Here is a 24,252-nt window from a genome sequence, read left to right as displayed (position 1 = left end):
CGATGATCATTGATGCACCGCCCGGCGACCGGGCGAGCATCCTCCTCGTCGACGACATGGAAGACAATCTGATCGCCCTCGAAGCGGTCCTCGGATCCCTCAACGAGCCGCTGGTACGGGCGCGTTCGGGCGAGGAGGCGATGAAGGCACTGCTGCGCCGGCCGTTCGCGGTGGTCCTGCTCGACGTGCGGATGCCCGGCATGGACGGCTTCGAGACGGCGTCCAACATCAAGCGCCTCGACCAGACCAAGGACGTCCCGATCATCTTCCTGACCGGGACGGACGCCGACAGCGGCTACGCGTTCCGGGGGTACGCCACGGGCGCGGCGGACTTCCTGACCAAGCCGTTCGACCCCTGGGTGCTGCGGGCCAAGGTGAACGTCTTCCTGGACCTGCACCGCAAGAGCCGCCAGCTGGAACGGCTCCTGGCCCAGGAGCAGCAGCACCTGGCCGAGATCGCGCGCCGGCTGACGGCGATCGAGGAGGAACTGGCCCGCGGCGGCCCGGCCGAGGTCACCGAACTGCGCCACCAACTGGCCGCCCTGGAAAGCCTGATGCGCGACCTGAAACGGGGCCACGACCGCTAGGACCGCTCACGGGACCCGCCTTCGCCGCCGGGCGGGCGGAGGCGGATCGGGCGACGGCCCCAAAGGGGCGGACGTGAATCCGGCGTCCGGCCCCCGGCGGCCGTGCCCGGTTCCTCAAGGACCCGGGCTCACGCCTCGCGCGAGCCCGCGTACATCTCGTCGATCAGCGCCTTGTACTCGCGCTCGACGACCGGGCGCTTCAGCTTCAGGCTCGGGGTCAGTTCGCCGTGCTCGACGTCCAGGTCGCGCGGCAGCAGCCGGAACTGCTTGATGGTCTGCCAGCGCTGGAGCCCCTCGTTGAGCCGCTTCACATAGCCGTCGATCAGCGCCACCGTCTCCGGGTCCGCCACCACCTCGGCGTACGAGCCGGAGACGCCGTGGTCCTTGGCCCAGCCCAGGATCGCGGGCTCGTCGAGCGCGATCAGCGCGGTGCAGAAGTTCCGGTCGGCGCCGTGCACCAGGATGTTGGAGACGAACGGACAGACCGCCTTGAACTGGCCCTCGACCTCGGCCGGCGCGATGTACTTGCCGCCCGACGTCTTGATCAGGTCCTTCTTGCGGTCGGTGATCCGCAGATAGCCGTCGGGCGAGAGCTCGCCGATGTCACCGGTGTGGAACCAGCCGTCCGACTCCAGCACCTCGGCCGTCTTCTCGGGCAGCTTGTGGTAGCCCTCCATGATGCCGGGGCCGCGCAGCAGGATCTCGCCGTCGTCCGCGATGCGCACCTCAAGACCGGGCAGCGGCTTGCCGACCGTGCCGGTGCGGTACGCCTCGCCCGGGTTGACGAAGGAGGCGGCGCTGGTCTCGGTCAGCCCGTACCCCTCCAGGATGTGGATCCCGGCGCCCGCGAAGAAGAAGCCGATCTCGGGCGCGAGCGCGGCCGAGCCGGAGATGGCGGCGCGCAGCCGCCCGCCGAACGCCTCGCGGATCTTCGAGTACACCAGCGCGTCGGCGACCTTGTGCTTGGCGCCGAGCCCGAAGGGCACCGACGCCCTGCCGGTGCGCCGGAAGTTGTCCTGGCTGACCTTGGCGTACTCCCGGGCCACCTCGGCCGCCCACTGGAAGATCTTGTACTTGGCGCCGCCCGCCTCGCGCGCCTTGGCCGCGACCCCGTTGTAGACCTTCTCGAAGATCCGGGGGACGGAGGCCATGTAGGTGGGCCGGACCACCGGCAGATTCTCGATGATCTTGTCGACCCGGCCGTCGACGGCCGTGACGTGCCCGACCTCGATCTGTCCGGACGTCAGCACCTTGCCGAAGACGTGCGCCAGCGGCAGCCAGAGGTACTGCACGTCGTCGCCGCTGATCATCCCGGTCGCGGCGATCGCCTTGGCCATGTACGACCAGTTGTCCTGCGGCAGGCGCACGCCCTTGGGCCGGCCGGTGGTGCCCGAGGTGTAGATCAGGGTGGCCAGCTGGTCGGAGGTGATGGCCGCGATCCGCTCCTTGACCGCGTCCGGGTTCTTCTCCAGGTACGCGGCGCCGCGCGCCTCCAGCTCGGCCAGGCTCAGCACCCAGCCCTCGGGGTCGCCCTCGGCGGGCCCGGCGCCGGCCGGGTCGATCACCACGACATGGGCGAGCTCGGGCAGCTCGGCGCGCCGCTCGCGGGCCTTCGCCAGCTGGACCGCGTTCTCCGCGATCAGCACCCGGCTCTGCGAGTCGGCCAGGATGTACGCCGACTCCTCGGCGTTGGTCTGCGGGTAGATCGTGGTGGTCGCGCCGCCCGCGCACATCACGCCCAGGTCCGCCAGGATCCACTCGACCCGGGTGGCGGAGGCGAGCGCGACGCGCTCCTCGGAGGTGACACCCAGATCGGCGAGACCGGCGGCGATGGCGAAGACCCGCTCGGCGGCCTGGCCCCAGCTCAGCGACTTCCACTCGTCGGGACCCTGACCGCCGGCGGCCGGGACCGGATGGCGGTACGCCTCCTGGTCCGGGGTCGCCTCCACGCGCTGGACGAAGAGGGCCGCCACCGACGGTGGCCGGTTCTCGATCAAGATCTGTGTGTCGCTCACGACGTCCTCCGAGCTGGCCTGCGGCAGGGCTGCGGCTGCTTCTTGTTTAACTGGCGAGTAACCATCGGGCCGTGATCAGAGTAGAGCGCCGCCGCCCGGCGCGTAAGAGGCAACAGAGGCGGGTTTCATAACGAACGGGCCCCCGCTCCGAGGAGTGGGGGCCCGTGTCGTGACCGGGGTCGAAGGGGTTCCGGGGCCGTTTCGCCCCGACACCTACCGACCGGTCACTTCGACCGGTTACCGGCCGGTCACTTCGTGTCGCGCGTTCCGCTACTTCTTCTTGGACGCGCTCTCGTCGCTGGAGAGCACCGCGATGAAGGCGTCCTGCGGAACCTCCACGGAACCGACCATCTTCATCCGCTTCTTGCCCTCCTTCTGCTTCTCCAGCAGCTTCCGCTTACGGGAGATGTCACCGCCGTAGCACTTGGCGAGGACGTCCTTGCGGATGGCGCGGATCGTCTCGCGGGCGATGACCCGGGAACCGATTGCCGCCTGCACCGGCACCTCGAACGCCTGCCGCGGGATCAGCTCGCGCAGCTTGGCGACCAGCCGCACGCCGTAGGCGTACGCCGCGTCCTTGTGCGTGATCGCCGAGAACGCGTCGACCTTGTCGCCGTGGAGCAGGATGTCCACCTTGACCAGGCTGGACGCCTGCTCGCCGGTGGGCTCGTAGTCCAGCGAGGCATAGCCGCGGGTCTTCGACTTCAGCTGGTCGAAGAAGTCGAAGACGATCTCCGCGAGCGGCAGCGTGTAACGGATCTCGACCCGGTCCTCGGAGAGGTAGTCCATGCCGAGCAGGGTGCCGCGCCGGGTCTGGCACAGCTCCATGATCGAACCGATGAACTCGCTCGGCGCGAGGATCGTGGCACGCACGACCGGCTCGTACACCTCCGAGATCTTCCCCTCCGGGAACTCACTCGGATTGGTGACGGTGACCTCCTTGCCGTCCTCCAGGACGACCCGGTACACCACGTTCGGCGCGGTCGCGATCAGGTCGAGACCGAACTCGCGCTCCAGCCGCTCCCGGATCACGTCCAGGTGGAGCAGGCCCAGGAAGCCGACGCGGAAACCGAAGCCGAGCGCGGCCGACGTCTCCGGCTCGTAGACCAGCGCGGCATCGTTGAGCTGCAGCTTGTCCAGGGCCTCGCGCAGGTCCGGGTAGTCCGAACCGTCCAGCGGATACAGACCCGAGAAGACCATCGGCTTCGGGTCCTTGTAGCCGCCGAGCGCCTCGGTGGCGCCACCGGTCATCTGCGTGATGGTGTCACCCACCTTCGACTGGCGGACGTCCTTCACACCGGTGATCAGATAGCCCACCTCACCGACGCCCAGGCCGTCGGCCGGCAGCATCTCCGGCGAGTTCGTCCCGATCTCCAGGAGCTCGTGCGTGGCGCCGGTCGACATCATCCGGATCCGCTCACGCTTGTTGAGCTGCCCGTCGACCACACGTACGTACGTGACGACGCCCCGGTACGAGTCGTAGACCGAGTCGAAGATCATCGCGCGGGCGGGCGCGTCGGCCACACCGACCGGCGCGGGCACGTCGCGCACCACGCGGTCGAGCAGCGCGTCCACGCCGACACCGGTCTTCGCGGAGACCTTCAGCACGTCCTCGGGCTGGCAGCCGATGAGGTTGGCCAGCTCCTCGGCGAACTTCTCGGGCTGCGCGGCCGGCAGGTCGATCTTGTTGAGCACGGGAACGATCGTGAGGTCGTTCTCCATGGCGAGGTAGAGGTTGGCCAGGGTCTGCGCCTCGATGCCCTGGGCGGCGTCCACCAGCAGGACGGTCCCCTCACAGGCCGCGAGCGACCGCGACACCTCGTACGTGAAGTCGACGTGCCCGGGAGTGTCGATCATGTTCAGGATGTGCGTCCGCCCCTGATCGCCCCCCTCGGTGGGAGCCCACGGCAACCGGACGGCCTGGCTCTTGATCGTGATGCCACGCTCACGCTCGATGTCCATACGGTCGAGGTACTGAGCGCGCATCTGCCGCTGCTCGACCACACCGGTCAGCTGGAGCATCCGGTCGGCAAGGGTCGACTTGCCGTGGTCGATGTGCGCGATGATGCAGAAATTGCGGATCAGAGCCGGGTCGGTACGGCTCGGCTCGGGCACGTTGGGAGGAGTCGCGGGCACGCAGGGTCCTGATTCTTGAGACGCGGGGCGTCTCGTCTCGGGCGATGTCGGATCGATACGTAGCCCCCATCGTCCCATGGGAACGGGACTGCGACCGGTTTGGGCCGCCAGCTGGACGGCTGGTAACCTGGGCAGCTGTGTCTCGTCTGCCCTCTCAGCGGCGAGTGCGCACAACCATCTGATACATCGAACCTGAAAAGGCTCTTTCGTGGCGAACATCAAGTCCCAGATCAAGCGGAACAAGACCAACGAGAAGGCGCGCCTGCGCAACAAGGCCGTCAAGTCCGAGGTCAAGACCGCGATCCGCAAGGCCCGCGAGGCTGTCCTGGCCGGCGACGTCGAGGCGGCCACCACGGCTGTCCGCGCCGCCTCCAAGAAGCTCGACAAGGCCGTCAGCAAGGGCGTCATCCACAAGAACGCCGCCGCCAACAAGAAGTCGGCGCTGGCCACCAAGGTTGCCGCCCTCCATGCCTGACCGAACGACCGGCCCCCGGGCCGCTCACCCGGTCGGCCTCGGCTGACCACTTGATAGTCCACCGGTAGGGACCCAGCGGGCCCTCTCATCCGCTCCCACCCGGTACCAGCACCACCGCCGCACGCGGCCTGCGTTCGCCACGCGGGTGCGGCGCCCAGCTTGAAACGGAACCCCGTTTCCACCCCTTTTTGCGGGGGTGGGGGCGGGGTTTCGTGCGTGGGGGGGCGTGTGTGTGGGGGGGGCTGCCCACATGCCCCGTTTCCGCCGGGGGGGGGAGGGGGCGGAGTGCCCATGTGGGGGCGAGGGGGTGTGGAGGGGCGGGGGTGCGCGAAGGTGTGCGGCCCGGGGGGGGCGGAGGTCCCGGGGCCGGGCCCCCCGGACGGGGCGCAGGGGCGGAGCACCGCAGGCGGGGTGCAGGGGCCGCAGGCCCCGCGAAGAGGTCCCGGGGCCGGGCCCCGTGGGCGGGGTGCAGGGGCTGAGCCCCGCAGGCGGGGTGCAGGGGCGGAGCCCCGCAAGCCGGGTGCAGGGCCGCAGGCACCCTGAAGAGGTCCCGGGGCCGGGCCCCCGGACGGGGTGCAGGGGCGGAGCCCCGTAGGCGAGGTGCAGGGGCGGAGCCCCGCAGGCGGGGTGCAGGGGCCGCAGGCCCCGCGAAGGGGTCCGGGGGCGGAGCCCCCGGGAAAAAACCCTCTACCTCGCTCCCCCCACCCCCGGCGGGTTTGGGGAAGGGGCGGGGAGGGGCAACCTCACCGCCGCCCCCGAGCGGCCCGAGCCACCGCAACCACAGCCTTCTCCAACGCGTACTCCGGATCGTCCCCCCCGCCCTTCACCCCCGCATCAGCCTCAGCAACAGCCAACAACGCCACGGCGACCCCATCAGGCGTCCACCCCCGCATCTGCTGCCGCACCCGATCGATCTTCCACGGCGGCATCCCCAGCTCCCGCGCGAGATCGGCGGGCCGCCCGCCCCGGGCGGAGGACAGCTTCCCGATGGCCCGCACCCCCTGAGCCAGCGCACTGGTGATCAGTACCGGCGCCACCCCCGTCGACAACGACCACCGCAACGCCTCCAGCGCCTCCGCCGCCCGCCCCTCGACGGCCCGGTCGGCGACCGTGAAGCTCGACGCCTCGGCCCGCCCGGTGTAGTAGCGCCCGACGACCGCCTCGTCGATCGTCCCCGCCACGTCCGCGCACAGCTGCGACACCGCCGAGGCCAGCTCCCGCAGATCGCTGCCGATCGAATCGACCAGCGCCTGACACGCCTCGGGCGACGCCGAACGCCCCAGCGCCCGGAACTCCGACCGCACGAACGTCAGCCGCTCCGCCGGCTTCGTCGTCTTGGGACACGCCACTTCCCGCGCCCCCGCCTTGCGCGCCGCGTCGAGCAGCCCCTTGCCCTTGGCACCACCGGCGTGCAGCAGCACGAGCGTGATCTCCTCGGCGGGCGCGTCGAGATACGCCTTCACGTCCTTGATCGTGTCCGCCGACAGGTCCTGCGCGTTCCGCACGACCACGACCTTGCGCTCGGCGAACAGCGACGGACTGGTCAGCTCGGCCAGCGTGCCGGGCTGCAACTGGTCGGGCGTGAGGTCGCGCACATCGGTGTCCGCGTCGGCGGCCCGGGCAGCCGCCACCACCTGCTGCACGGCGCGGTCGAGCAGCAGGTCCTCCTGGCCCACGGCGAGCGTGACGGGGGCGAGCGGATCGTCGGTGGAATTCTTCCTGGTGGCCATCGCCGTCCAGCATCCCACGCCCCACTGACAGCCCCCCGCGCCCTGCCCCGGCACCCGTTCCCCGCACCCCTCCCCGTACCGGAGAATGGCCAGGTGAGCGATGTGACCCGACACGTACTGGTGCTGCCCGACCGCGACGCCGCCGAAGAGCTGGCCGAGGAACTCCCCGCCCGCTTCGCCGTCACCGAGGAGCCCCAGCTCGTACGCGACGCCCTGGCCGGCGAGGACGACGCCGAGGACGCCCAGTGGCTGATCGTCATCGAGGACCCGACCGCCCGCCTGGACCCTGCGGCCCTGAACGAACTGGCCGAGGAGTACGAGGGCTGGCTGGAGACGCCGTAAACGGCGCGACGGCAGCGGCCCGGCCGGAACGCGCCGCCCCGACGGACCGACCGGCCCGGACGGGGCGGGACGAGGCGACGCGTACAAGGCCGGGCGGGGCGGCGCGTACAAGGCCCGGGCGGGGCGGCGCGCACGGGCCGCCGGTTGAGCGCGGGCGGGCTTAGCCGAGAGCGCCGGGCGGCCGAGCCCGAGACCGACGGGGTAGGGGCGGCCCAGCAGTCGGCCGGGCTCAGCTCGCCTTCGGCACGACCTGGATGTCCAGATCGATGGAGATCGACGACCCGATCGCCGCGATGCCCCGCGCCAGCATGGTCTGCCAGGTCAGCGTGAAGTCCTCCCGGTGCAGCTCCGCCGTGGCCCGGCAAGCCGCCCGCGTCTCGCCCTCCAGCCCGGTCCCCAGCCCCAGGTACTGCGTGTCCAGCGTGACCGTACGGCTCACTCCGTGCAGCGTGAGACCGCCGATGACCGCCCAGCGGCTGCCGCCCCGGTGCACGAACCGGTCGCTGTAGAACTCCAGCGTCGGAAAGCGCGCCACATCCAGGAAGTCCCCCGACCTCAGATGGTCGTCGCGCATCCCCACACCGGTGTCGATGGTCGCCGCGTCGATGACCACGTGCATCGCCGACTCCTCCATGGCCGACCCGATCCGGATCGCCCCCGCGAACGAGTTGAACCGCCCATGGATCCGCGCCAGCCCGATGTGCCGCGCGGTGAACCCGATCTGGGAGTGCGTCGGATCGATCTCCCACTCGCCCGGCTCGGGCAGCGCAGGCGGCTGCGCCAACTGCAGCTGCACGTCCCCCAGCCCGGCCAACGCACGGGGCGCCACCAGCGCGTTGCTGTGGAACGGCGTGTACCCCTCCGCCTTCACCGCCAGCCGGTACTCCCCCGCCGGAACCGTCGCCAGCACACTGCCGTACGGATCGGTCTCCCCCGCCACCACCTTGCGGCCCGCGCTGTCGCTCACCACGAACTCCGCCTGCCGCACCGGCTCACTGACCGGATCCAGCACCCGGCAGGTGAGCACTCCGGCCGTCGGCGGCACGTTCACCGCCGCGAGAGGACCGGCACGCCCCGTACGGGAAGAGTCGGTAGAACGCCTGCCGGGCCAGCGGCTGAACAAGGTGCACGCACCCCCGCGAGAAGGATTTTCCGGACCACGCACGGCCAGGACATCCTCGTCACGGCAGGACTTGCGGCCCTTGACGAAGAAGCATTCGATCACTGTTGCCCCGTTCGAGGCAAACGCAGACAAACATGCCCCCTGCGGCATCTGCGCGGTGTATTCCATCTACGACATGTGTGAACCGTGCGATCCCTATGAGCCGTATGCCCAGTTGAGCAACACTGTCCACGAAAACCCGAATTGCTACCGGGGGTTACGGGGGGGGCGAAGCCGGGGGGATCCGGAGGGGTGGGCGGTCGGAGCCGGAGGGAGGAGCCGGGAGGGCTGGGGGCTGGGGGCTGGGGGCTGGGGGGGCTGGGGGGGGCTGGGGGCTGGGGTCAGAGAAGCCAGGGAGACAGGGCAAACCAGGGAAGCCGGGGGAAGGGGCCCGGGGCCGGGGGAAGCCGCAGAGCCAGGGAAGCCCGGGAACGTGTGGCCCAAGCCGCCGCCCTCTCCACGCGGGGGTGGGGGGCTCCCCCCCACCCCCCACCCCCTCCCCGCCCCACCCTTCACGAGCCCCGCCCGAAGGCCACCGCCCTCAGCCCGCTCCCCTCCCCCGTCACCGCGACCGCCCCGTCCGTGTCCGTGCGCAACACCCGCGCCCCGTACGCCCCGAGCAGGGACACCGTGTCCGGCGCTGGATGGCCGTATGGGTTGCCCCGGCCCGCCGAGATCAGGGCCAGGCGTGGACGCACCACGCCCAGCAGCGCCGGATCCTGGTGCGCCGAGCCATGGTGGGCGACCTTGAGGACGTCCACCTGCGGCAGCGCCGGATACGCCCGCAACAGGGCGTGCTGCGCGGGCGGTTCCAGGTCCCCGGGGAGCAGCAGCACCATCCCGGGGGCCCGTACGAGCAGCGTGACGCTCGCGTCGTTCGGCCCGTCCGGCCTGACCGTCGGGGGTGGCAGCGGCCACAGAGCCTGCCAGGACAGGCCGCCCAGGGCGCGCCGTTCGCCCGGCTCCACGGGCACGACCGGCACCCCCGCCCCCGCGGCGGTCCGCAGTACGAACCGGGCCTGTTCGGGCGGTTCCTCGAACGTCGTCGTCTCGATCGCCCCCACGGCCCGGCCGCGCAACACCCCGGGCAGCCCGGCCACATGGTCGGCGTGGAAGTGGGTGAGCAGCAGCAGGGGTACGCGTCTGACACCCAGCTCCCGGAGGCACCGGTCGACCGGTGCGGGGTCGGGCCCCGCGTCGATCACCACTGCCGTCCCCTCCCCGGCGGCCAGCACGGTCGCGTCCCCCTGTCCCACGTCGCACATCGCGAACACCCAGCCCGGTGGCGGCCAGCCGGTCACGATCCTGGTCAGCGGCGCGGGCCGGATCACGGCGAGCATCAGGAGCAGGGCGCACCCCGCTGCCGTCCAGGGGTGCCGGGGCAGTCGGCGGGCCAGGAGCACCCCGGCCACGGTCGCCGCTGCCAGCAGCAGTCCACCACCCCATCCGTCCGGCCATCTCGCCTGCGCACCCGGCAGCCCCGCCCCGGTGCGGGCGATGTCCGCGATCCACCCCGTCGGCCATCCGGCGCACCGGGCCAGCACCTCGGCCACCGGCATCGCGAACGGTGCCACGGCGAGCGTCGCGAACCCGAGCACCGTGGCCGGCGCGACCGCCAGTTCGGCCAGCAGGTTGCACGGGACGGCCACCAGGCTCACCCGGGCCGCGAACACCACCACCACGGGCGCGCACACCAGTTGTGCCGCGCCCGCCGCCGCCAGCACTTCCGCGAGCCGGGGCGGCACCCCTCGCCGCCGCAGAGCCTCGCCCCATCCGGGGGCGAGGGTGAGCAGCGCCCCGGTGGCCAGGACGGAGAGCAGGAACCCGTAGCTCCCGGCCAGTTCGGGCGCGTACAGCACCAGAACCAGTACGGCGGCGGCCAGTGCCGGGATGAGTGATCTGCGGCGGCCGGTGCCGATCGCCAGCAGGGTGACCACCCCGCAGGCCGCCGCCCGCAGCACGCTCGCCTCCGGTCGGCACACCACCACGAACGCCACCGTGAGTACCCCGCCGAGCAGCGCGGTGGCCCGCAGGGGGATGCCGAGGCGCGGGGCCAGGCCGCCGCGCTCGGCCAGCGAGGCCCGCCCGGGCGGGCCGATGAGCAGCACCAGCACGATCACCAGGTTGCTCCCCGACACCGCCATGAGATGCGCGAGGTCGGTCGCCTCGAAGGCGTCGCGCAGTTCGGACGGCACCTGCGAGGTGTCTCCGACGACGAGTCCGGGCAGCAGCGCGCGAGCGTCCGGGGACAGGCCCTCGGCTGCCTTCCGCAGCCCGGCCCGCAGCCCTCCCGCCGTGCGCTGCAGGGCAGTCGGTCCTCCCACGATCTCCGGCCGGGCCCGCTGCGGCACCCGTAGGACGGCGGCCACCGGACCGCCGTCCGACGACGGCGGCGCCAGCCTGGCGGACACCCGTAGTCGAGTCGACGGCAGCAGGGCCTGCCAGGACTTCGGGGCGATGACCAGGACCGGTGTGCGCACCCGGCCGGCCCGGCCGTCCGGCCCGACGACCCGGGTCGCCTCTGCCTGGAGCACGACGGTGGCACCGCCCCACGCCTGCGCCTGGGCTCGTGCGCGCACGGGCTTCGGGTCGGAGGTGGTCGTCAACTCGACGGTGGCGTGCGCGAATTCCCGTGCCAGGCCGGGGAGCGGCCCCCGTCTCGACTCGGCCATCTGCAACGCCGCCGAGGTTCCCCCGGCCGCCGCGCACAGCAGCACAGCTGCCACAGCCACCCGGTTCGCCCACCAGGGTCCGGCCCGGCTCCGGGGCGACGGTCCAGAGGGCGAACCACCGGAGCCACCCCCGTGGGCCCCGGTTCGACCAGCCCCGTCAGCCCTGCCTACGCCATCGGATCTATCAGCCCCATCAGCCCCATCAACCTCCTCAGCCCTGCCAGCCCCATCAGTGCCACCAGCCGCACCGCCCTCGGCCCCGCTTCCGCCGCCACCCGGGCTCCCGTCCTGGCCCTCGCTCCGGCCCCCGCCGCCCGCACGCGCGGCCCCGTTCCCCCGCCTCCTGCGCCAGAGCGTCGGCGCCAAGAGGGCCCCCGCCGCCACCAGGCATCCGACCAAGCCCCAAGTGATCCACTTTCCGGTGTAGTTGAGGGCGATCGCCGCAGCCGCCCAGGCGCCCAGTGCGGGCGGGACCAGACGGAGGTCCGCCGGGCCTTCCTGGTGGGGGTTGGCGGCGCCGAGGCGGTTGCCGGAGGCGTCGTGGACCGCCGGGCGCCTCACGGCCGCACCAAGGGCTGGAGGTCTTCGAAGCGGCGGTCGCCGATCCCGTTGACCTCGCGGAGTTCGTCGACGGACCGGAAGCCGCCGTGCTGGACGCGGTAGTCGACGATGTGCTGGGCGAGCACCGGGCCCACGCCCGGCAGGGCGTCCAACTGGTCCAGCGAGGCGGAGTTCAGGCTGACGGGCGTGCCCGCCGCCCCTCCCGCCGCGCCCGAAGCGGCGCCGCCGCCCGTGGGGACCGACCCGGTGACACCCGGCGGCGCTCCGGGAACCCCGACGGCCACCTGTTCGCCGTCCGTGAGGACGCGTGCCCGGTTGAGGCCGGTCAGGTCCACTCCCTCCCGTACACCTCCCGCCGCCGCCAGCGCGTCGGCGACCCGGGAGCCCGTCGGCAGGCGGTGGATGCCCGGCCGTCGCACCTTGCCGCTGACGTCCACCACGATCCCGCCGCCGGGCGCGGCCCCGGCGGCTCCGGCTCCTGCCACTCCCGCCCCTGGCCCGGCCATGCCGCCCGCCCCGGCGGCTGTCGCCCCGCTCGGCGCCGCCGCAGGACCGTGCGGGCCGCTTCCGGGGCTGGGCGTGGGGGCCCCGGAGCGGATGGGCGGCGGAGGCCCGGCCACTCGTTCCGGCGCCCTGACGGGTTCCGGTCGTCCCGCCCAGAAGTGCTGTACGGCGAATCCCACGGCCACGACCAGCACCACGCTCAGCGCGGCCAGGCTCTTCGGTCTGAGCCCGCATCGCACCTGCACCCACACCGGCAGCCGTTCCCACAGCGCCGCCCAAGCCCGTTCCCCCATGCTCCGGAGCGACGCCATGGCTGTGTGCGGCTGAGCCAGGGCAGGAGCGGATGCCGCGCCAAGCGCAGGTGGAGGTAGCGACGGTGGTGGTGCGGGCGGTGGGAGCGGGGTCGGCGGCAGCACGGATGTCGGCGCTCGTGTCTCCGTCGGGGCGGGCGGGGACGACGGCGCCGTGCCCGGCAGCAGTGCCTCGGCCCGCCGCCTCGCCGCCGCGCCCGCGGAGGCGCGGACCTGGGCGCTGTGTGTGCGACGGCCGTGACCATGGCGGGCACGGCCGTCCGAACCGGGGGCCCGGCCCGGTCCGCTCGTTGCGATGCGTGGTGATCGGATAGCCATGCCGAGAACGGTAGGCAGCTTCGGCCGACCCCGCCGAGCAGGCTCAATTCCCGTGGATGACGGGCCAGTTGTGGATAACTCCGCCACTCGAACGGGTGGCTCCGCTGCCGCGCGCGGCCCGGAAACGGGGCCGTGGACGGCTCAGCGCGACGAGACCACCGCTCCCAGCAGTCCGGGTCCGGTGTGGGCACCGATCACCGCGCCGACCTCGCTCACGTGCAGGTCCTCAAGGCCGGGCACCCGTGTCCGCAGCCGGTCCGCGAGCGCGGCGGCGCGCTCGGGGGCGGCGAGGTGGTGGACGGCGATGTCCACGCGGCTTGCCCCGGCCCGCTCCACGACGATTTCCTCCAGCCGGGCGATCGCCCTCGACGCGGTGCGCACCTTCTCCAGCATTTCGATCCGGCCGCCGTCCAGCTGGAGCAGTGGCTTGACCGCGAGCGCCGAGCCGAGCAGTGCCTGGGCCGCGCCGATACGGCCGCCCCGGCGCAGATAGTCCAGGGTGTCGACGTAGAAGAAGGCGGAGGTGCCGCCGGCGCGCTTCTCGGCCGCCGCGACCGCCTCGTCGAGGGTGCCGCCCGCGTCGGCGGCCTCGGCCGCGGCCAGCGCGCAGAAGCCGAGGGCCATGGCGACCATGCCGGTGTCCACCACGCGTACCGGCACCGGTGCGTCCTTCGCGGCCAGCAGGGCGGCGTCGTAGGTGCCGGAGAACTCGGCCGACAGGTGCAGCGAGACGATCCCGGTGGCGCCCGCCTCCGCAGCGGCCCGGTAGGCGGCGGCGAACACTTCGGGGCTGGGCCGCGAGGTGGTCACCGGGCGGCGTTTCTGCAGGGCCAGGGCGAGGGAGCGGGCCGAGATCTCGGTCCCCTCCTCCAGCGCCCGGTCGCCCAGGACGACGGTCAGCGGCACCGCGGTGATGCCGTGCCGCTCCATCGTCTGCGGCGGCAAGTAGGCCGTTGAATCGGTGACGATCGCGACATGGCGGGACATGAGCGGGAGGTTACCCGCCGGGGCCCGCACACGGGAGCCCGACCCCGGTCCAATGATCGGTTCGGATGATCGTGTCAGGTTGTGGTCTCGGGACGGACCGTCTTCTGCCATGGGTAGGTGGGCGCGGGCTGGGGCGCGGGAATCGCCTGCGGGCCGTCGGTGGCGGCCGGGGCCGGGTCGGCCCAGCTCCGGCCGGTGTCCGGTGTGCTGGGCGTCCGGTCGGCACCGGGCGCCGTCGTCACTCCGGTCGGCTCCGTGGTCCCCGGGCGCGGCGCGGTGGTCGGCCCCTTCGTCGCCCAGTCCCGCAGCGCCCCCGACTCGACCTCGATCTCGGCACTGAGGGCCGCCAGGTCGTCGTCGGAGAACTGGCGGGCGCGGTCACGGGCGGCCCAGCGCAGGGAGTCCGCCGCGTGCGTGATCCTTTCCGTACGCTCGCGCAGTTCCGGTATGCGGTCGGCCGTGCGCGTGCGGTCCGGCTCGCGCTCCAGGCGCTTGAGCTCGTCGTCCAGCTCGTGCCCATGGCCGCTCAGCCGCTCGAACAGGACGATCGACTCCTTGAGGGACTCGTCGTGCGCCACGCCCGCGTGCAGCGCGTCCTGGGTGGCCCGCATCGAGGTGCGCAGCGAGAGCCGCAGCTGGGCGAGCTGGCTCGCCACTCCCGTCTGGCCCATGCTCTTGGCGCGCAGCGTGGTGTCCTCGACGGCCTTGCGGGCCTGCGTCACCGTACGCTCCACGCCCCGCTTGGCGGCTCGGGCGGCCTTGACCGCCAGGTAGACGCCCAGCGCGACGAAGGCGACGAATGCCAGTGCCAGGATCGCGATCGCGGCTTCCATGGACGTCCCCTCGGTATCGGCCGGCTTCCCCTCCACCGTAAACGGAACGGGCAGGTTGGGAGTTCCCGTGGAACCCCCAACCTGCCCGTAGGGGAAACCCCCCACTACCGCTCAGCCCATCAGGCCGGAACGATGTTCACCAGCTTCGGCGCCCGCACGATGACCTTGCGGATCCCGGCGCCGTCCAGTGCCGCCAGCACCGCCTCGTCGGCCAGGGCCAGCTTCTCCAGCTCCTCGTCGGAGATGGTCGGCGGGATCTCCAGGCGAGCCTTGACCTTGCCCTTGATCTGCACGACGCAGGTCACGGTCTCGTCCACCACGTACGCCGGGTCGGCGACGGGGAAGTCCTGGTGGACGACCGAGTCCAGGTGGCCCAGCTTGCACCACAGCTCCTCGGCGATGTGCGGGGCCAGCGGCGCCACCAGCAGGACCAGCGGTTCGGCGACCGTGCGCGGCAGGGCGCCGCCCGCCTTCGTCAGGTGGTTGTTCAGCTCGGTGATCTTGGCGATGGCGGTGTTGAAGCGCATTTCCGCCAGGTCGCCGCCCGCGCCGTCGATCGCCTTGTGGAGGGCGCGCAGGGTCGCCTCGTCCGGCTCGGCGTCGGTGACGGTGACCTCGCCGGTGGTCTCGTCGACGATGTTGCGCCACAGGCGCTGCAGCAGCCGGTACTGGCCGACCACCGCGCGCGTGTCCCACGGCCGCGACACGTCCAGCGGGCCCATCGCCATCTCGTACAGGCGCAGGGTGTCCGCGCCGTACTCGGAGCAGATCTCGTCCGGAGTGACCGCGTTCTTCAGGGACTTGCCCATCTTGCCCAGCTCGCGCTTGACCGGCTCGCCCTCGAAGAAGAACTGGCCGTCGCGCTCCTCGATCTCGGCGGCCGGGACCGGGAAGCCGCGGGCGTCGCGGTAGACGTACGCCTGGATCATGCCCTGGTTGTACAGCTTGTGGAACGGCTCGGCCGAGGAGACGTGGCCCAGGTCGAACAGGACCTTCGACCAGAAGCGCGCGTACAGCAGGTGCAGCACGGCGTGCTCGGCGCCGCCGACGTACAGGTCGACGCCGCCGTGCGGCTGGCCCTCGCGGGGGCCCATCCAGTACTGCTCGATGGCCGGGTCGACCAGCTTCTCGCTGTTGTGCGGGTCCAGGTAGCGCAGCTCGTACCAGCAGGAACCGGCCCAGTTGGGCATGGTGTTGGTCTCGCGGCGGTAGCGCTTGGGGCCGTCGCCCAGGTCCAGGGTGACGTTGACCCAGTCCTCGTTGCGCGACAGCGGCGTCTCGGGCGAAGTGTTGGCGTCGTCCGGGTCGAAGGTGCGCGGCGAGTAGTCCTCCACCTCGGGCAGCTCCAGCGGCAGCATCGAGGCGGGCAGCGAGTGGGCGACGCCGTCCTCGTCGTAGACGATCGGGAAGGGCTCGCCCCAGTAGCGCTGGCGGCTGAACAGCCAGTCGCGCAGGCGGAAGTTGACGGTGCCCTCGCCGATGCCGCGCCCGGCCAGCCACTCGGTCATCTTCTCCTTGGCCTCGGCGACGCCCAGGCCGTCCAGGGAGATCTCGGCGTTCGCCGAGTTGACCAGCTTGGCGTCGTACGAGGCGAACGCCTCGTCCCAGGCCGAGGCGTCGGTGCCGCGGTCGTCCGAGGGCTGGACGACGCAGCGCATCGGCAGTTCGAAGGCGCGCGCGAAGGCGAAGTCACGGGTGTCGTGCGCCGGGACGGCCATGATCGCGCCGGTGCCGTAGCCCATCAGGACGTAGTCGGCGATGAAGACGGGGACCTGGTCCCCGCTGACCGGGTTGACCGCGTACGCGCCGGTGAAGACGCCGGTCTTCTCCTTGGCGTCGGCCTGGCGCTCCACGTCGGACTTGGACGCGGCGAAGGCGCGGTACTTGGCGACGGCCTCGGCGGGGGTGGCGTGTCCGCCGGTCCACACCTCGTGGGTGCCCTCGGGCCAGGCGGCCGGGACGATGGTGTCGACCAGCTCGTGCTCGGGGGCCAGCACCATGTAGGTGGCGCCGAACAGGGTGTCCTGGCGGGTGGTGAAGACGGTGATCGCGTCGTCGCCCACGGCGAAGTCGACGCGGGCGCCCTCGGAGCGGCCGATCCAGTTGCGCTGCTGCAGCTTGATGGCCTCGGGCCAGTCCAGCGCGTCCAGGTCGTCCAGCAGGCGGTCCGCGTAGGCGGTGATGCGCATGTTCCACTGGCGCAGCTTCGCCTTGAAGACGGGGAAGTTGCCGCGCTCGGAGCGGCCGTCGGCGGTGACTTCCTCGTTGGCCAGCACGGTGCCCAGTCCCGGGCACCAGTTGACGGGGGCGTCCGAGGCGTAGGCCAGGCGGTAGCCGCCCAGGACCTCGGCGCGCTCGGCGGCGTCCAGCTCGCTCCACGCGCGCGTACCGGGAGCCTGGCGCTCGCCGCTGTCGAACTGGGCGACCAGCTCGGTGATGGGACGGGCCTTCTTCGCCTCACTGTCGTACCAGGAGTTGAAGATCTGGACGAAGATCCACTGGGTCCACTTGTAGTAGTCCGGGTCGATCGTCGCGAAGGAGCGGCGCTTGTCGTGGCCCAGGCCCAGGCGGCGCAGCTGCGCCTTCATGTTCTCCATGTTGGCCTCGGTGGAGGTCCGAGGGTGCGTGCCGGTCTGCACCGCGTACTGCTCGGCGGGCAGGCCGAAGGCGTCGAAGCCCAGCGTGTGCAGCACGTTGTGGCCACTCATGCGCTGGTGGCGGGCGAAGACGTCGGTGGCGATGTAGCCCAGCGGGTGCCCGACGTGCAGTCCCGCACCCGAGGGGTACGGGAACATGTCCATGATGAACTTCTTGGGCCGCGCGACGACCGCCGGGTCTCCGGCCAGGTCACCGCTGGGGTTCGGCGCCGCGTAGGTGCCCTCGGCGTCCCAGAAGTCCTGCCAGCGTGCCTCGATGTCGGCGGCCATGGCGGCCGTGTAGCGGTGCGGCGCGGCCGACTCTGCGGCAGCGGAATTCGTCTCGCTCATGATCCTTAAAGCTCCATCGATCGTCTCTGCCAGCGGCTGCGACATTCACCAAACGAAAAAGCCCCTCGCACAGGAGGGGACGCCGCGCCGATTCCGACCGGCTCTTTTCCACGGTCGGGACTGATCAGCGCGGCTCGCTAAGCAGAAGGCGTACGGCACGCATGGCGTCAGGGTACCGCAGGGCCCGTACGGCCCGCACAGAGTGTTCACGGGGCGCCCCAACGAGCGCAGCCCACAGAGGTTACTCCGCGTACCGACCTCTTCTGGGGCAACCGCACAAACGCCGTACCCCTCGGTATGCGGCGACCTAGCATGCGGCGCACGGGACCACTTTGCCGAACCATTCGGAGTCGCCCCATGAACCCTCCCCGCTCCATCCCGAAACTGAACATCCCGTCCCCCAAGGGACGGGCGAAAGGAGGGATGTCCGGCGCACTGCTGGTCATCTCGGCCGTGCTGATACCGGTACTGGCCGCCGCGACCGGCGGCGCCTTCCGTGCCGCCCTGGACTTCACCACCGGAGTCCTCTCGCTGGTCTGTCTGACCGCCTCGGTCGTGTGGGGGCTGCTCGCCACCGACCGCGTCCTGATGACGACCCGCCACCGGCTCGTCGCGCAGGCCGTGCACCGCGCGACCGCCGTCTCCTCGATCGGCTTCCTGCTGGTCCACATCACCGTCAAGATCGCCGTCGGCCATGTCGGCCTGCTCGGCGCCCTCGTGCCCTTCGGGCTCGGCGTCAGCGGCTCGGACGGCCTGATCGGCCTCGGCTCGCTGGCGGCCTACCTGATGGTCGCCACGGCCGCCACCGGAGCCCTGCGCAGCGTCTTCGCCAACCCCGACCGCGCCGCCGGACAGTGGCGCGCGGTGCACATGCTGGCCTACCCGGCCTGGTGCTTCGCCCTCGTCCACGGCCTGTACGCGGGCCGTCAGGCGGCGGGCTGGGTCGTCACGCTCTACTGCCTCTCGCTGGCCGCCGTGGCCGGCGCCCTGGTCGTACGCTCGCTGCCGCGGCCGGTGCGCCGCCGCCTCACCCGCCGCCTCTCGCGCATCCTCGCGCGCGTGGAGGCAGCCCAGGCCGTCGCTCCGGACGCCTCCACCCCGCAGCCGCACCCGGCCGACCCCTCCTCCGCCCGCTACGAGGCCCCCGCGCCGCATCCCTACCCCACGGACGCGTTCGCGACCGACCGCTTCAGCGCCGACCGCCTGCCGGCCGACGAGGCCGGGCCCGACCGCTACGAGACGGCCGCGCTGTACGAGTCGGAGCAGGCCCGTGCCGTTCCCGGGCCCGCGTCCGCCCAGGGCATCTCGGCCGCCTACCGCGCGGTCTCCCTGGCCCCCGCACCGCCCCAGTACGCCCCGAGCTGGCCGACGCCCACCCCGCGTCCGCCGGAGAACATGCCGCTCCACGACAGCGGCGAGCCGGACGCGGGCCTCACCGGCGCCGGACACACCGGCCTCGGCGACACCGACGGCTACGGCGACCCCCGTGGCACCGGCCCGGCCGGCAGCGACTTCACCGGCGCCGACGGCACCGGCCCCGCCGGTTTCGCGGACCCCTCCGGTTTCACGGGCTCAGCCGGTTTCGCGGGCTCCGGCGGCTTCGAGGAGACCGCCCCGCTGCCCACCGTCCCCTACGGGGACGAGAGCGCCGCCTTCCAGGCGCCCGGATACCAGGACCAGGACCACGCCCCCCACGCCCCCGTACCGCCGCAGCCGGGACCGCCCCCGCGGTCCGGGCCGTACGACCCGTCCCCCACGCTCGACCCGTCCAGCCCGTTCCACCAGCCCGTCGCCGGTGAGCCCTGGCACAGTCCCGCAGGAGACCGCCCGTGAACGTGCCCCTGCCCGACGTCCCCGAGGTGCGCGTCGTCGGACTGCCGCAGCTGACCGCGGGGTTCGACCTCGTCGAGCGGCTCGGCCTCGACATGCACCTGAAGGTGCACGGCCCGCTGGAGCCGGTGCCCGGCGAGCGGCTGGCCCAGCTCGCCGAGGAGATCCGCCTCAACGGGCGCGGCGGCGCCGGGTTCCCCTTCGCCCGGAAGCTGCGGGCGGTCGCCAAGTCCGCGATACGCAAGGGGGTGCGCCCGGCCGTCGTGGTCAACGCGAGCGAGGGCGAGCCCGCCTGCCGCAAGGACACGGTGCTCGTCAACCGCGCCCCCCACCTGGTCCTGGACGGCGCCCTGCTGGCCGCCGAGGCCCTCGGCGCCCGCACCCTGGTGGTCGCCGTGACCCGGGACTCCACGGAGGCGTCGATCCGCGCCGCGTTCGCCGAGCGGGGCCTGGCCGACCGACGCGGCAGCGCGCTGCGCGCGCGTGTGGTGCGCACCCCTGAGCGGATGGTCTCGGGCGAGGCTTCGGCGGTGCTGCGGGCCGCGGGCGGCGGCCCGGCACTCCCGCCGGGCCGCAAGGTGCGCGCCTCCGACACGGGTCTGGGGGGCGCGCCGACGCTGCTGTCCAACGCCGAGACGTACGCGCAGCTGGCGGTGGCCGCCCGGGTGGGGCCGCGCCGCTACGCCCACTCGGGGCTGCCCACCGAGCCCGGCACGGTCATGCTGACGCTGTCCGGCGCGGTCGCCCGGCCGATGGTGGTGGAGGTGCCCACGGGCGTGCCCCTGCGGTACGTGCTGCAGCTCGCGGGGGCGCCGCCAGTGCCCCAGGGCGTGCTGACCGGCGGCTACCACGGAAGCTGGCTGGACGCGGCGGCGGCGCACGACGCGGTGATCTCCCGGGAGTCGCTGGCCGCGCTCGGCGGGGCGCTGGGCGCGGGCGCGATCCTGCCGATCGGGCCGGAGACGTGCCCGCTGGGCGAGGCGCTCAGGATCGCCAACTGGCTGGCGGCGGAGACCGCCGGGCAGTGCGGGCCCTGCCGGCTCGGCCTGCCGGCCGCCGCGGGCGGTCTGGCGGACGTCCTCAACGGGGGCGGCCCGGCCGCCCTGGAGGCGCTGCGCGAGGTGACGGGGGCCGTGAAGGGCCGGGGTGCCTGCAAGCACCCGGACGGCTCGGCCCGCTTCCTGACGTCGACCGTCAACGCCTTCACCGACGACCTGGCGGCGCACGTCCTGGGCGGCGGCTGCGGCCGACCGACGCTGGGCCTGCTGCCGCTGCCCGGCGACGGCTACGCGGAGGAGGGCGTCCCCAGCGGCGAGAAGGTCCTGGTCGACTGGACGCTGTGCGAGGGGCACGGCCTGTGCGCGGATCTGATTCCGGAGCTGATCCGGCTGGGCGCGGACGGCTATCCGTCGGTGGCCGACGCGACCGTCCCGATGCATCTTCGGGGGCGGGCGCAGCGGGCGGTGCGCCGGTGTCCCGCGCTGGCGCTGCGGATCGAGCAGGCGCCCGCCGAGCTGCCCGCGCTGATGGCCCCGGCGCGCAAGGCCCTGGGAAGCGGGCGGGGTTGACCGGTTAGCAGGAGACGGCAAGAAGGCGGCCACCCGATCGGGTGGCCGCCTTCTTCACTGTGGAGCTAAGGAGAATTGAACTCCTGACCTCCTGCATGCCATGCAGGCGCTCTACCAACTGAGCTATAGCCCCTTGTTCTGTTTTCCGCCCGGTTTCCCTGGCGACATCGAGAACATTACAAGGCCCCCCGGCACTCCACCAAATCGGTTGCCGTTCTGTGCCCACCAGGCCGGTAACGTCCCCTTTTGTGACCGTGAACGTGCTCGCGCACACCGCCGCCCGTCGCACCCGTGTCCGCCGTCCCGTCCTGCTCGCCGCCGCGGTCTGCCTGCTCTCCTTCGGCGCCTTCTGGGCCGCCCAGCGGGCCGCCGGGGTGTCGATGATCGACCTGATGGTCTACCGGGCGGAGGGCGCCACCGTGCGGGCCGGGGCGGACCTGTACGCGATGCGCGCCACGCGCGCGCGGCTGCCCACCACCTACCCGCCCTTCGCCGCGCTGCTGTTCACACCCCTGACGCTGCTCGGGGTGGAACAGATGCGCACGCTCGCCACGGCCGCCAACCTCGCCCTGCTGGTCGCGCTCGCCCAGCTGTCCCTGCGGCTCGCGGGAGGCGGGCGGCCGGGGGCGGCGCTGTGGGTGGCGGCGCTGACCGTGTGGTGCGAGCCGGTGTGGACGACGCTGCGCTACGGCCAGATCAATCTGCTGCTCGCGGTCGCCGTCCTGTGGGACTTCACCCGCAGGACGGGGCACCGGGGCGCGGGGGCGGGGATCGGGCTGGCGGCGGCGGTCAAGCTCACCCCAGCCCTGTTCGCGCTCTTCCTGCTGCTGGGCGGAACGCTACGCGCGCGTAGTCGCGGGGGGAGGGAACTGCTGCGGCGGGCGGCGACGGCCTGCGCCGTGTTCGCCGGGGCGACCCTGGCCTCGGCCGCGGCCCTGCCCGCCGACTCGTGGCGCTTTTGGACCTCGGCCGTGTTCGAGGCGGGCCGGGTGGGCCGGGCCGAGGACACCGCCAACCAGTCACTGCGCGGGGTGCTGGCGCGCCTGCTGCACACCGGGGACCCCGGCGCCTGGTGGGCGGCGGTCGCGGCCGTCACGGCGGCGCTGGGGCTGTGGGCGGCGGTACGGCTGGAGGGGCGCGGGGAGCGGGCCCCGGCCGTGCTGTGCTGCGCGGTGACCGCGCTCCTGGTCAGCCCGGTGTCCTGGTCGCACCACTGGGTGTGGTGCGTGCCCGCGCTGGTGCTGCTGGGGCGGGGCGGGCCGCGCCGGGCGACGGTCGCGGGCGCGCTGTTCTGCTCGTACGCCCTGTGGTGGGTGCCGCACGGTGCGGGGCGGCCCGAACTCGCGCAGAGCGGTGTGCAGATGGCGCTGTCGGCGCTGTATCCGCTGGCCGGGGCCGTTTTCGTGGCGGCGGCGCTCAGGCCGTGGCGAACGAGTAGAACCTCTTGAGGGTGCAGTGGGCCTCCAGGAGGCGGCCGTAGATCGGCTCGCCCTCCAGCTCCCGGTAGGTCTCGATCGGGTCGCCTTTTATGATCAGCGCCCGCGCGCATTCCTCGCACCAGTACTGGTAGTCGGCATTGACGGGTTCCATGTCCCGCACGATGGGCGTACCGCTGCCGCACCAGTCGCACTTCCGCCTGTGTGCACCCATCTCAGCTCCAGTTGCGGCCGGGGGGCGGACACGCGCGCGGGGTGGCCCCGGGAGCGCCGGGCAGCCGGACGGAGCGGGCCGGGCGACCGGTGGCTCTCTTCGACGCAACGGCCAGGTCCGGGGCCTCGTCGCCGCTCGCAGGCATCGCGGTCTCCCTCCCGTTCGGTCCGTCGTCCCCCTCCGGCCGTCACGATTCTGCCATGGCCGCGCAAGAGGGTCAGCGGCGTCGTGATAGGAGACCCGTCGCTGCCCCCGCGAGCGCCGCCGCGCCCAGCGCGAGAGAGCACGCCCACAGCGCGTCGCCCGAGCTGTGCGCCCCTGTCGTGAGCCGGTTCAGGAAGAGCGCCCCGAAGGCCGCGACCCCGATGAGCTGGCCGAGCTGGTTGACGGTGGCGAGCAGTCCGCTGGCGTCCGCCGCGTCCTCGGGCCGTACGTCGGCGAGCGCGCGGGCGAAGGTCGGGCTGAAGGCGAGGGCCAGCCCGGCGCCGACCCCGGTGAACGCGGCGTAGAGCGCGAATCCGCCGGTGCCGCCGCCGCGCAGCAGGGCGCCGGTGGCGAGTGCGGAGAGTGCCGTCAGGGCGAATCCGCCCGGCACCAGGGCGCGTTGCCAGGAGGCGGGCCAGCGCCGCCAGGTGAGGCCGACGGCGCCGAAGACCACGGCGGTCGGCGCGAACGTGAGGCCCGCGCGCAGGGCGCTGTAGCCGAGTCCGCCCTGGATGTGCAGGGTGAGGGTGAACAGGAAGCCCGCGTTGATGGCCATGACCACGACGATCCGGGCGACCGCGAGGCCCATGCCGGGCAGGCGCAGCACGCGGGGTGCGATCAGCGGGGCGCCGCCGCGGCGCGCGAGCCGCGACTCGTGCGCCCAGAACGCCGCGAACAGCAGCACGCTGGATCCCAGCGACAGCCAGGCCCACAGCGGCCAGCCCTCCTCCTGCCCGAGCACCAGCGGCACGGTGAGCAGCGAGACGGAGGCGCCCAGCAGCACCAGGCCCGGCAGGTCCAGATCGCGCGCCCAGCGGGCGGCGCCGCGGTGCTCGTGGCGCTCGCGCGGCAGATGGCGCACGCCCAGGAACAGCAGGACGAGCCCGAGCGGCACGTTGACCAGGAAGACCGGCCGCCAGCTGGTGCCGAAGAGGTCGGCGCTGACCAGGATGCCGCCCAGGACCTGTCCGGCGGCGGCGCCGGTGGCGAGCACCGCGGAGTAGACGCCGAGGGCACGCACGCGTGCCTCTCCGGTGAAGTTGCGCTGGATGAGGCTGAGCACCTGCGGGATCATCAGCGCCGAGCCCGCGCCCTGGGCGATCCGGAAGGCGATCAGCTGGCCGGCGCCCTGGGCGAGCCCGCAGGCCAGCGAGGCGGCGGTGAACACGACGAGGCCGACCAGGTAGAGCCTGCGGTGCCCGAGCAGCACGCCCAGGCGCGCGCCGGTGATCAGCAGCACCGCGTACGCGATGGTGTATCCGGCGACGACGAGCTGCAACGCGGCGCCGGAGGCGTGCAGTTCGAGACGGATGGTGGGGGCGGCGACATTGACGATGAACACGTCGAGGAGCGCCATGAACTGCGCCGCCAGCACGATCG

17 protein-coding genes and 1 tRNA gene are annotated in these 24,252 nt (G+C 72.7%); 6 read left to right on the top strand and 12 right to left on the bottom strand.

The features are described 5' to 3' along the window. Positions 1-2: 2 nt before the first annotated feature. Entirely contained in the window at positions 3-587 is a 585-nt protein-coding gene (locus AB5J87_RS23640) for a two-component system response regulator (RefSeq protein ID WP_369379064.1), read from the top strand. Between the two features lie 128 nt (positions 588-715). Here the strand turns inward: AB5J87_RS23640 and AB5J87_RS23635 are convergent, their stop codons facing one another. Both AB5J87_RS23635 and lepA read right to left on the bottom strand, forming a co-directional pair. Beyond that, positions 716-2,602, bottom strand: coding sequence for a long-chain fatty acid--CoA ligase (locus tag AB5J87_RS23635; protein ID WP_369379062.1), 1,887 nt, complete (start codon positions 2,600-2,602; stop codon positions 716-718). A gap of 270 nt (positions 2,603-2,872) precedes the next feature. After that, positions 2,873-4,738 carry a translation elongation factor 4 gene (gene lepA / locus AB5J87_RS23630; protein WP_369379061.1) on the bottom strand — a complete coding sequence of 622 codons (1,866 nt, stop codon included), beginning with the start codon at positions 4,736-4,738 and terminating at the stop codon, positions 2,873-2,875. Positions 4,739-4,946: 208 nt separating this feature from the next. Between lepA and rpsT the strand changes: the two genes are divergently transcribed. Then, positions 4,947-5,213, top strand: coding sequence for a 30S ribosomal protein S20 (rpsT, locus tag AB5J87_RS23625; protein WP_369379059.1), 267 nt, complete (start codon positions 4,947-4,949; stop codon positions 5,211-5,213). A 743-nt stretch (positions 5,214-5,956) separates the two neighbouring features. Here rpsT and holA read toward each other — a convergent pair. Further along, on the bottom strand, positions 5,957-6,943 hold the full coding sequence (gene holA, locus AB5J87_RS23620; protein WP_369379058.1) for a DNA polymerase III subunit delta: 987 nt from the start codon (positions 6,941-6,943) through the stop codon (positions 5,957-5,959). A gap of 93 nt (positions 6,944-7,036) precedes the next feature. On the opposite strand from holA, the gene AB5J87_RS23615 reads away from it, so the two are divergent. After that, positions 7,037-7,285, top strand: coding sequence for a hypothetical protein (locus AB5J87_RS23615; protein ID WP_369379056.1), 249 nt, complete (start codon positions 7,037-7,039; stop codon positions 7,283-7,285). Between the two features lie 229 nt (positions 7,286-7,514). Here AB5J87_RS23615 and AB5J87_RS23610 read toward each other — a convergent pair whose 3' ends face one another. The 6 genes from AB5J87_RS23610 to leuS all read right to left on the bottom strand — a co-directional run bounded on the left by AB5J87_RS23610 (position 7,515) and on the right by leuS (position 17,620). Next, positions 7,515-8,330 (bottom strand): YceI family protein, encoded by an 816-nt coding sequence (locus tag AB5J87_RS23610; RefSeq protein ID WP_369383649.1) that lies wholly within the window; start codon positions 8,328-8,330, stop codon positions 7,515-7,517. A 629-nt stretch (positions 8,331-8,959) separates the two neighbouring features. Beyond that, positions 8,960-11,680 (bottom strand): ComEC/Rec2 family competence protein, encoded by a 2,721-nt coding sequence (locus AB5J87_RS23605; protein WP_369379055.1) that lies wholly within the window; start codon positions 11,678-11,680, stop codon positions 8,960-8,962. Then, positions 11,677-12,165 carry a helix-hairpin-helix domain-containing protein gene (locus tag AB5J87_RS23600; RefSeq protein ID WP_369379053.1) on the bottom strand — a complete coding sequence of 163 codons (489 nt, stop codon included), beginning with the start codon at positions 12,163-12,165 and terminating at the stop codon, positions 11,677-11,679. Before AB5J87_RS23600 ends, AB5J87_RS23605 begins: the two co-directional genes overlap by 4 nt. Positions 12,166-12,954: 789 nt before the next feature. Beyond that, the gene (locus tag AB5J87_RS23595; protein WP_369379052.1) at positions 12,955-13,800 is read right to left on the bottom strand and encodes a DegV family protein; all 846 of its coding nucleotides are present in this window, start codon (positions 13,798-13,800) and stop codon (positions 12,955-12,957) included. 74 nt (positions 13,801-13,874) lie between these two features. Further along, positions 13,875-14,633 carry a hypothetical protein gene (locus AB5J87_RS23590; RefSeq protein ID WP_369379050.1) on the bottom strand — a complete coding sequence of 253 codons (759 nt, stop codon included), beginning with the start codon at positions 14,631-14,633 and terminating at the stop codon, positions 13,875-13,877. Between the two features lie 119 nt (positions 14,634-14,752). After that, entirely contained in the window at positions 14,753-17,620 is a 2,868-nt protein-coding gene (gene leuS / locus AB5J87_RS23585) for a leucine--tRNA ligase (RefSeq protein ID WP_369379048.1), read from the bottom strand. A gap of 423 nt (positions 17,621-18,043) precedes the next feature. Here leuS and AB5J87_RS23580 point away from each other — a divergent pair, with 423 nt between their 5' ends. Together AB5J87_RS23580 and AB5J87_RS23575 are read left to right on the top strand one after the other, a co-directional pair. Then, a complete protein-coding gene (locus AB5J87_RS23580; RefSeq protein WP_369379047.1) occupies positions 18,044-19,453 on the top strand; it encodes a hypothetical protein in 1,410 nt (469 codons plus the stop codon). Further along, positions 19,450-21,018: a ferredoxin gene (locus AB5J87_RS23575; RefSeq protein WP_369379046.1), complete on the top strand. Its 1,569-nt coding sequence runs from the start codon at positions 19,450-19,452 to the stop codon at positions 21,016-21,018. Before AB5J87_RS23580 ends, AB5J87_RS23575 begins: the two co-directional genes overlap by 4 nt. Before the next feature lie 60 nt (positions 21,019-21,078). Here the strand turns inward: AB5J87_RS23575 and AB5J87_RS23570 are convergent. Beyond that, positions 21,079-21,151: transfer RNA gene (locus tag AB5J87_RS23570), tRNA-Ala, on the bottom strand. Between the two features lie 115 nt (positions 21,152-21,266). Here AB5J87_RS23570 and AB5J87_RS23565 point away from each other — a divergent pair. Then, positions 21,267-22,466 (top strand): glycosyltransferase 87 family protein, encoded by a 1,200-nt coding sequence (locus AB5J87_RS23565; RefSeq protein WP_369379045.1) that lies wholly within the window; start codon positions 21,267-21,269, stop codon positions 22,464-22,466. Here the strand turns inward: AB5J87_RS23565 and AB5J87_RS23560 are convergent. After that, positions 22,435-22,668 (bottom strand): hypothetical protein, encoded by a 234-nt coding sequence (locus AB5J87_RS23560; protein ID WP_067158879.1) that lies wholly within the window; start codon positions 22,666-22,668, stop codon positions 22,435-22,437. The genes AB5J87_RS23565 and AB5J87_RS23560 overlap by 32 nt on opposite strands. A 217-nt stretch (positions 22,669-22,885) precedes the next feature. After that, positions 22,886-24,247, bottom strand: coding sequence for an MFS transporter (locus tag AB5J87_RS23555; RefSeq protein WP_369383648.1), 1,362 nt, complete (start codon positions 24,245-24,247; stop codon positions 22,886-22,888). Positions 24,248-24,252 lie beyond the last annotated feature (5 nt).

Source organism: Streptomyces sp. cg36 (genome assembly GCF_041080675.1).
Lineage (GTDB): Bacteria > Actinomycetota > Actinomycetes > Streptomycetales > Streptomycetaceae > Streptomyces.
Note: the sequence above shows the minus strand (reverse complement) of the source record. Positions and strands in the feature narration are given on the sequence as shown.

Bases quoted from the DNA above. Each gene is read 5' to 3' on its own strand.
- AB5J87_RS23560 (WP_067158879.1), bottom strand. From the start codon at position 22,668: ATGGGTGCACACAGGCGGAAGTGCGACTGGTGCGGCAGCGGTACGCCC.
- AB5J87_RS23590 (WP_369379050.1), bottom strand. From the start codon at position 14,633: ATGGAAGCCGCGATCGCGATCCTGGCACTGGCATTCGTCGCCTTCGTC.
- AB5J87_RS23640 (WP_369379064.1), top strand. From the start codon at position 3: ATGATCATTGATGCACCGCCCGGCGACCGGGCGAGCATCCTCCTCGTC.
- holA (WP_369379058.1), bottom strand. From the start codon at position 6,943: ATGGCCACCAGGAAGAATTCCACCGACGATCCGCTCGCCCCCGTCACG.
- AB5J87_RS23580 (WP_369379047.1), top strand. From the start codon at position 18,044: ATGTCCGGCGCACTGCTGGTCATCTCGGCCGTGCTGATACCGGTACTG.
- leuS (WP_369379048.1), bottom strand. From the start codon at position 17,620: ATGAGCGAGACGAATTCCGCTGCCGCAGAGTCGGCCGCGCCGCACCGC.
- AB5J87_RS23595 (WP_369379052.1), bottom strand. From the start codon at position 13,800: ATGTCCCGCCATGTCGCGATCGTCACCGATTCAACGGCCTACTTGCCG.